The 6,811-nt window shown below is 45.5% G+C and carries 7 protein-coding genes and 1 other annotated feature; of the genes, 2 read left to right on the top strand and 5 right to left on the bottom strand.

Going from position 1 to position 6,811, the window contains the following annotated elements:
• Positions 1-660: phenylalanine--tRNA ligase subunit alpha (locus AWV70_RS24830; protein ID WP_235588737.1), on the bottom strand; the 660-nt coding region annotated here is incomplete at its 3' end.
• Between the two features lie 38 nt (positions 661-698).
• Positions 699-926: a binding site (T-box leader), on the bottom strand.
• Between the two features lie 55 nt (positions 927-981).
• The gene (locus AWV70_RS17890; protein WP_060209898.1) at positions 982-1,746 is read right to left on the bottom strand and encodes a TrmH family RNA methyltransferase; all 765 of its coding nucleotides are present in this window, start codon (positions 1,744-1,746) and stop codon (positions 982-984) included.
• 91 nt (positions 1,747-1,837) lie between these two features.
• Between AWV70_RS17890 and sspI the strand changes: the two genes are divergently transcribed.
• Positions 1,838-2,050, top strand: a complete 213-nt coding sequence (sspI, locus tag AWV70_RS17885) for a small acid-soluble spore protein SspI (RefSeq protein ID WP_060209897.1) — start codon at positions 1,838-1,840, stop codon at positions 2,048-2,050.
• 59 nt (positions 2,051-2,109) lie between these two features.
• Here sspI and argF read toward each other — a convergent pair whose 3' ends face one another.
• From argF to AWV70_RS17870, 3 genes are all read right to left on the bottom strand, one after another.
• Entirely contained in the window at positions 2,110-3,075 is a 966-nt protein-coding gene (argF, locus tag AWV70_RS17880; protein WP_060209903.1) for an ornithine carbamoyltransferase, read from the bottom strand.
• A 235-nt stretch (positions 3,076-3,310) separates the two neighbouring features.
• Positions 3,311-4,399 carry a M42 family metallopeptidase gene (locus AWV70_RS17875; RefSeq protein WP_060209896.1) on the bottom strand — a complete coding sequence of 363 codons (1,089 nt, stop codon included), beginning with the start codon at positions 4,397-4,399 and terminating at the stop codon, positions 3,311-3,313.
• Positions 4,400-4,473: 74 nt separating this feature from the next.
• Entirely contained in the window at positions 4,474-5,457 is a 984-nt protein-coding gene (locus AWV70_RS17870) for a diaminopimelate dehydrogenase (protein WP_060209902.1), read from the bottom strand.
• 155 nt (positions 5,458-5,612) lie between these two features.
• Between AWV70_RS17870 and AWV70_RS17865 the strand changes: the two genes are divergently transcribed.
• Positions 5,613-6,767: an MFS transporter gene (locus tag AWV70_RS17865; protein ID WP_060209895.1), complete on the top strand. Its 1,155-nt coding sequence runs from the start codon at positions 5,613-5,615 to the stop codon at positions 6,765-6,767.
• Positions 6,768-6,811: the final 44 nt, after the last annotated feature.

Raw genomic sequence — 6,811 nt, 5'->3', positions numbered from 1 at the left:
ATCTTCGCCTACTACAAGACCTTCAATTTGTGTGAATTGATGTGAATGCGTTGCATCATCATTGTCACGGCGGTACACTTTGCCGGGGCAGATAATTTTAATCAACGCACCATCTTTCGCCTCCATCGTCCTAGCTTGAACGGGGGATGTTTGCGTACGAAGCAGAATGTCTTCCGATATATAAAACGAATCTTGCATATCGCGCGCCGGGTGCCCTTTCGGCAAATTAAGCGCTTCAAAATTGTAATAATCCTTTTCCACTTCCGGACCTTCGGCGATTTCGTAGCCCATGCTGATGAAGAAGTCTTCGATCTCTTCTACAACGCGCGTCAATGGATGATGGTTGCCGGTTGGAGCGGGACGGCCGGGCAATGTGACATCGATCGCTTCCTTTTCCAACTGTACATTAATCGCTTCTTCTTCAAGCATCGTCATTTTCGCCTCGAGTGATTCCGTAACCGCTTCACGGACGACATTGACAAGAGCTCCCATTTTAGGACGCTCTTCAGCAGGCAACTTCCCCATTCCCTTCAATAAATCGGTAATGGGTCCTTTCTTGCCAAGATAAGCGATACGGACGTCATTCAATTCCTTGACCGTCGTTGCTTCCTGGATTTTCACCAACGCTTCTTCTTTCAATTGCTGCAGTTGTTGTTCCATTGTCATTCTCCTTTCAAAATAAAAAAACCCCGCCCCTGAAAAGGGACGAGGACGAGTTCGCGGTACCACCCTGATTATTATGCAAACGCATAATCACTTCATTTGGGATAACGGCCCTCTACCGGCACGCCTTTACAGTTTACACTGGTCCAAGCGGCAGCTCGCGGGGTGAACTTCAACAGCATTTCGCCTATCTGCGCTCTCAGTCAAGGCGCCGATTTCCTGTCGGTTGCATACTATCTACTTTTCCCGGTCATAGCTTTTCAAAAGTTATATACATCATTACTATACCCGATTTCGTTTAGTACATCAACATGGATATCATTGTTTCCCGTACGTGTAAAGCAGGATTCCTGCAGCAATGGCGACATTCAACGATTCCGCCTTTCCGTACAAAGGAATTTTAACGATTGTCTCCACTTTCGATAAGTATTCAGAAGCGACTCCACTACCTTCATTACCTACGATAAGCGCAAACTCCTTCAACGGGCTTACACTGTAATGGTCGACTGCATTTTGCAAACCAGTTCCGATGACTTTGACGCCAGCCGCCTTCGCTCGGTCGATCCATTCAGCGAGATCCCCTTTGACTACAGGAATATGGAAATGCGAGCCTTGTGCGGAACGGACCGTTTTCGGATTGAAAGGATCCGCGGAACCTTTCCCGAGTATGACGGCATCCATGCCGGCTGCATCCGCCGTTCGGATCATCGTACCGATATTCCCCGGATCCTGCACGGCATCGATGAATAAAAGTTTTTTCCAACTGGCGGCCTCTTCATCCGTATGTTCTGGCTGACGGCAATGAGCAAATATCCCTTGAGACTGTTCCGTTTCGACCAGCTCTTTTGCAACCGCTTTTGTCACTTGTATCAGTTGGAGGTTATCGGTCTTCCATCCTGCTGGAAGTTCCAAATCTTCTCTGACAATCAGGTGAAGGATTGTCCCTTCCGTTTTTAATGCCTCCTCAACGAGATGGAAGCCTTCAACGACAAACTCTTCCGATTTATCCCGGTCTTTCTTAGAAGTGACAAGCTTTTTCCAATGTTTTACGAGCGCATTTTGTGTTGATTCAATTCTTTTCATGTATTGTGCGACATCCTTTTTCTACAAGTGTACCAAATGTCCGTATAGTTGGCGATCAATGTGTCCAAAATGATGTCAGGAGGATGATATGATGGATTTCCAAATTCGTGACGCCATTACCGCTAATATGACGAATAACTCGGCGACCGATATTCGTAACGTCGTTGAGGACGCATTACAGCGAGGCGAAGAACATTTATTGCCAGGTCTAGGTGTCTTTTTTGAAAAGTTGTGGGTCAATGCCGATGAACAGGAAAAGTCCAAAATTAGCGGCGAACTAGCGCAAGCATTTTCTGCAGGTTAATAGTGAAACGTTAAAAGCCACCCTTTTAAGTGGCTTTTAACGTGGATGCGCATAAAAGATTACAGCAATGCAGCCAATACCGCCTTCTGTGCATGTAGCCGATTTTCCGCCTGTTGGAATACATACGAATTCGGTCCGTCAATGACGGAAGTGGCAACCTCTTCTTCGCGGTGGGCCGGCAAGCAATGCAGGAACATATAATCTTTCTTTGCATTCGCCACAAGCGCATCGTTGATTTGGAACCCTTTGAACGCTTCGAGACGTGCTGCAGTCTCTTCCTCCTGCCCCATGCTCGCCCAGACGTCCGTATAGACGATATCTGCATTTTCCACTGCTTCTACAGGATCGGATGTCTGCATGAGGGATCCGCCATTCTCCGCGGCAATTTTTTGGGCTTTTACAAAAAGATCCGGATTGAACTCGAACCCTTCAGGAGTTGCAACCGCAATATGCATACCCATGTGCGCAGCTCCGATGGCCAATGAATGGGCCACATTATTTCCGTCACCAACATATGCAAGTCTTTTGCCTTTAACTGCCCCTTTCACTTCGATGATCGTCAGTAAATCAGCAAGCGCCTGGCATGGATGGAACATATCTGTCAATCCATTGATGACAGGGATGGATGAATGCTTCGCCAGCTCTTCCACCATTTCATGTGAATTCGCACGGATCATGACTGCATCCAAGTACCCAGATAACACATTTCCAGTGTCATATATAGATTCCCCGCGTCCAATCTGCAAATCATTAGCGTTCATGTACATCGCATGACCACCAAGCTGGACCATTCCAACTTCGAAGGAAATTCTCGTACGCGTGGAATGCTTTTCAAAAATCATGCCCAACGTCTTTCCTTGCAGTATGGGGGGACATTTCCCTTCAATTGCATCCTTTTTCATCACCAACGCTTTTTGCAATAAATAATCGATTTCTTCGCTTGTATAGTCGAGTAACGTTAACAGATCGCGTCCTTTTAACTGACCTTCAATTTTTTTTGCTGTCTTTAATGTGGATATATGCATTTTCACCAAAATGATCATCTCCATCCTGAATATGGTTGTATAATTCATTATAATTACGCATATTTATAAAGTCAAATGAATTATTATAAGTAAATGAAAAATACTTAGTTAGTCAGGAGTATGCTTTTATTATAGTTTTTTATTCAATTTCCATGAAAACACCAATATGCATTTATACATAATTCATTGCATAAAAAAAAGACCGTACCTATACCAGGCACGATCCTTCCATTCATTATTCAAAAATGATTTTATCAACTGTTTCGCGATTTAGTTTTTTGATCACTTCTACAATCAGTTTCACTGCATTTTCGTAATCATCCCGGTGCAGCATTGCCGCATGGGAATGGATATAGCGAGTTGCAATACAAATTGCGAGGGACGGCACGCCGTTTCCACTTACATGGATGGAACCTGCGTCAGTTCCTCCGCCTGGAATCGCTTCGAATTGGTAAGGGATTCCATGTTCTTCCGCCGTATCGACGACTAGGTCACGCAATCCTTTATGGGAGACCATCGATGCGTCGTAGAGCAGGATTTGTGGCCCGTCGCCCATTTTGCTGGTCGATTCTTTTGAAGTTATGCCAGGTGTATCTCCTGCAATACCTACGTCAACAGCAAATCCGATATCCGGTTTCACTTTTGCGGCAGCCGTTTTCGCACCGCGCAGTCCGATTTCCTCTTGCACTGCACCGACGCCGAATACGATGTTCGGGTGCTTTTCATCTTTCAATGCTTTCATGACGTCGATTGCGATGGCGCAGCCGATACGGTTATCCCATGCTTTTGCAAGCAAATATTTGTCGTTGTTCATGACCGTGAATTCGAAATATGGAACGATCATATCTCCAGGGAGAACGCCCCATTCCATCGCTTCCTCCTTCGAAGTTGCACCGATATCGATGAACATGTCTTTAATATCCACCGGCTTTTTCCGCGCTTCAGGTGAAAGGATGTGCGGCGGCTTCGACCCGATGACCCCCGTCACGGTATCCCCTTTGCGCGTAACGATCGTCACACGCTGAGCGAGCATGACTTGAGACCACCATCCGCCAACCGGTTGGAAGGAAATGAACCCTTTGTCATCAATTTTCGTTACCATGAAGCCGACTTCATCCAGGTGGCCAGCTACCATTACTTTTGGTCCGTTTGCATCGCCGCTCTTTTTAGCAATCAATGATCCAAGTCCATCGTATTCGATTTCATCAGCGAACGGCTCAATATATTTCTTCATGACTTCCCGCGGCTCACGCTCATTTCCGGGAATTCCTTTCGCGTCTGTCAAATCCTTTAACATGGTCAATGTTTCATCCATCTTCGACATATATTTCGACCTCCTAAATAAATTTACTAGTTCAGTATAGATGAAAAATGGTAGCAATGGAAGTGCTTTCACACTCAGAGAATTTCTTTTCGAAGTTGCGCTGCACTTTTCGGGGAAAGCAGTCCCGGTGCGACGTCAAATACAGTCTTCGCGCCCATGTCCCCTTTTTTATTCAACCTGTGAGCTGCCCGCGCATAAGCGACGAGGACACTCGATGTGAATTCCGGATTGCTATCCAATTTCAACGAGAATTCCATTACTTGATTATTCGCTTCACCAGTTTTCCCGCTGCGGATGACAAAACCGCCATGAGGCATCGCACTATGCTCTTCTTTCAATTGCTCCTCGGTTATGAAATGAACTGTCGTATCATAATCTGTAAAGTAGTTCGGCATCGTTACGATAGCGCGTTCCACTTCAGCTTCGTCCGCACCTTCCTCAAGCAAGACAAAGCACTCTCGTGTATGTTTTTCACGTGTCGTCAGCTCAGGCTGAGATCCGTCGCGCACCTTTTCGACAGCCGACTCGACGGGGATTGTATATTGGACAGCGCCTTTTACTCCTTCAATTCTTCTAACGGCATCCGAATGGCCCTGACTTAACCCTTTCCCCCAGAACGTATACGTTGCCCCTTCCGGAAGGATTGACTCCCCGTAAAGCCGATTGATAGAAAACAGTCCTGGATCCCATCCAACGGAAATAATGGCCGTTTTTCCATTCGGTCGGGCCGATTCATCCACCGCTTCGAAGTATTCAGGAATCTTCGCATGCGTATCAAAGCTATCGACTGTATTGAACAGCTTCGAAAGTGCAGGTCCTTGTTCGGGAAGATCGTCTTTCGAGCCTCCACATAATATTAAAACATCGAAATCATCTACGTATTTTTCAATTTCATTCAAATGTAAAACAGGCGTATCGCTATTCACTCTCAACTCACTTGGCTTTCTCCTTGTGAAGACCCCTTTAAGTACAAGATCATCATTTTGAGCAATTGACGATTCGACCCCTTTGCCCAAATTGCCGTATCCTACGATACCAATTCTGATTTTTTCATCCATCATGACCAGCCCTCTCTATGAAAGTATTCTCCCATTTTATCGTTTCGCCACAATTTTGGCTATTTATTCTTTTGTTCACAAGCTGTCCTTTTGCCTATTTCTGCATCCATGGTAAAGTAGAATATGATTCAACTTAATTGAAATGAGGATTACACATGCGCGCTTTCGTTTATATCATTGTCTTTTTTTCCTTCTTTGACTTATTCTCACAACTGCCAATTATGAGCCCTTTTGCACTGTCTTTAGGCGCTTCTTCCTTCATGACAGGGTTGGCTGTCGGAATGTATTCATTTTCCAATACCATCGGGAATGTCATTTCCGGTTTCATGACGGATCGTAGAGGACCGTTCGTCATTTTACTTATCGGCCTGTTCGCATCAGGTATTTCACTTCTTTTCTATTCGTTTGCATCTGGACCGGCTTCCCTTCTCGGAATCCGTTTCATCCATGGGTTCATGGAAGGGCTTATCGTCCCTGCGGCATTTACATTCCTCGCAAACCGTGCCGAAGAGTCCAAAAGAGGCAGAAGCGTAGCCATTTCAGGAGCATTTGTAGGGATGGCTGCAATCATCGGACCTGCCTATAGTGGAATTGTCGCGGCAAAAACGGGAGCTCCGTTCATCATGACAGTGAATGGATTCATCATGTTCATCCTTGCCATTGCTGCATTTTTTGTATTGCGCTCTTTTTCATTCACGAAGAAGCAAAAGATACAAAGCGGGAAACATTTCAGGGTTCGGTATTTGTTCAAGCACCCCGGGATGATCCGTGCATTTGCAGGCGCCTTTTTCCTCATGTTTTCCCAAGGCGTATTGGCTTTGGTCCTGCCTTTAAAAGTTGAGGCGCTCGGATTTGATACGAAAGCGACGGGGATGTTACTCAGTACATTCGGCATCGTCGCCATCCTAATTTTCTTGCTTCCGATCAACCGTATTTTCGATAAAGTACGTCCGATGATTACATTGGCTTTCGGCATTTCGATGATGGGGGCAAGTATGCTGTTTCTTAGTCAAGTAACAGAGCTGCTATTCCTTTACTTCGCTATGGCACTGTACGGAATAGGTTTTGCTTTCCTTTTCCCTTCTATCAACTCGTTGCTCATCGACTCATCGTCTCCCGAATTTCGTGGGAAGGCATATGGCTATTTCTATGCATTCTTTTCAATCGGCGTCGTTGCCGGCTCCAGTCTGATCGGCTATTTGGATCTGACCTTCAAGGGCGGATTCATGCTCACAGGCATCATCCTATTATGCGTCGCCGTCTTTACGATATTCGGGATGAAGAAAAGTCTTGTGTTGACAGAAAAATAATGATAAGAATTTGAACAGATACTTTGGAGAAGGGGCTGTCCAGA

The sequence above is a fragment of the Sporosarcina koreensis genome (assembly GCF_001531445.1).
GTDB classification, from domain to species: Bacteria; Bacillota; Bacilli; order Bacillales_A; family Planococcaceae; genus Sporosarcina; species Sporosarcina koreensis_C.
The sequence above is the reverse complement of the archived record's forward strand: the minus strand, read 5'-3'. Positions and strand labels throughout refer to the sequence as shown.

What these genes read in the sequence shown, in the direction of transcription:
- AWV70_RS17890 (WP_060209898.1), bottom strand. Translation starts at nt 1,746, where the DNA reads ATGAAAAGAATTGAATCAACACAAAATGCGCTCGTAAAACATTGGAAA.
- sspI (WP_060209897.1), top strand. Translation starts at nt 1,838, where the DNA reads ATGGATTTCCAAATTCGTGACGCCATTACCGCTAATATGACGAATAAC.
- argF (WP_060209903.1), bottom strand. Translation starts at nt 3,075, where the DNA reads ATGCATATATCCACATTAAAGACAGCAAAAAAAATTGAAGGTCAGTTA.
- AWV70_RS17875 (WP_060209896.1), bottom strand. Translation starts at nt 4,399, where the DNA reads ATGTCGAAGATGGATGAAACATTGACCATGTTAAAGGATTTGACAGAC.
- AWV70_RS17870 (WP_060209902.1), bottom strand. Translation starts at nt 5,457, where the DNA reads ATGGATGAAAAAATCAGAATTGGTATCGTAGGATACGGCAATTTGGGC.
- AWV70_RS17865 (WP_060209895.1), top strand. Translation starts at nt 5,613, where the DNA reads ATGCGCGCTTTCGTTTATATCATTGTCTTTTTTTCCTTCTTTGACTTA.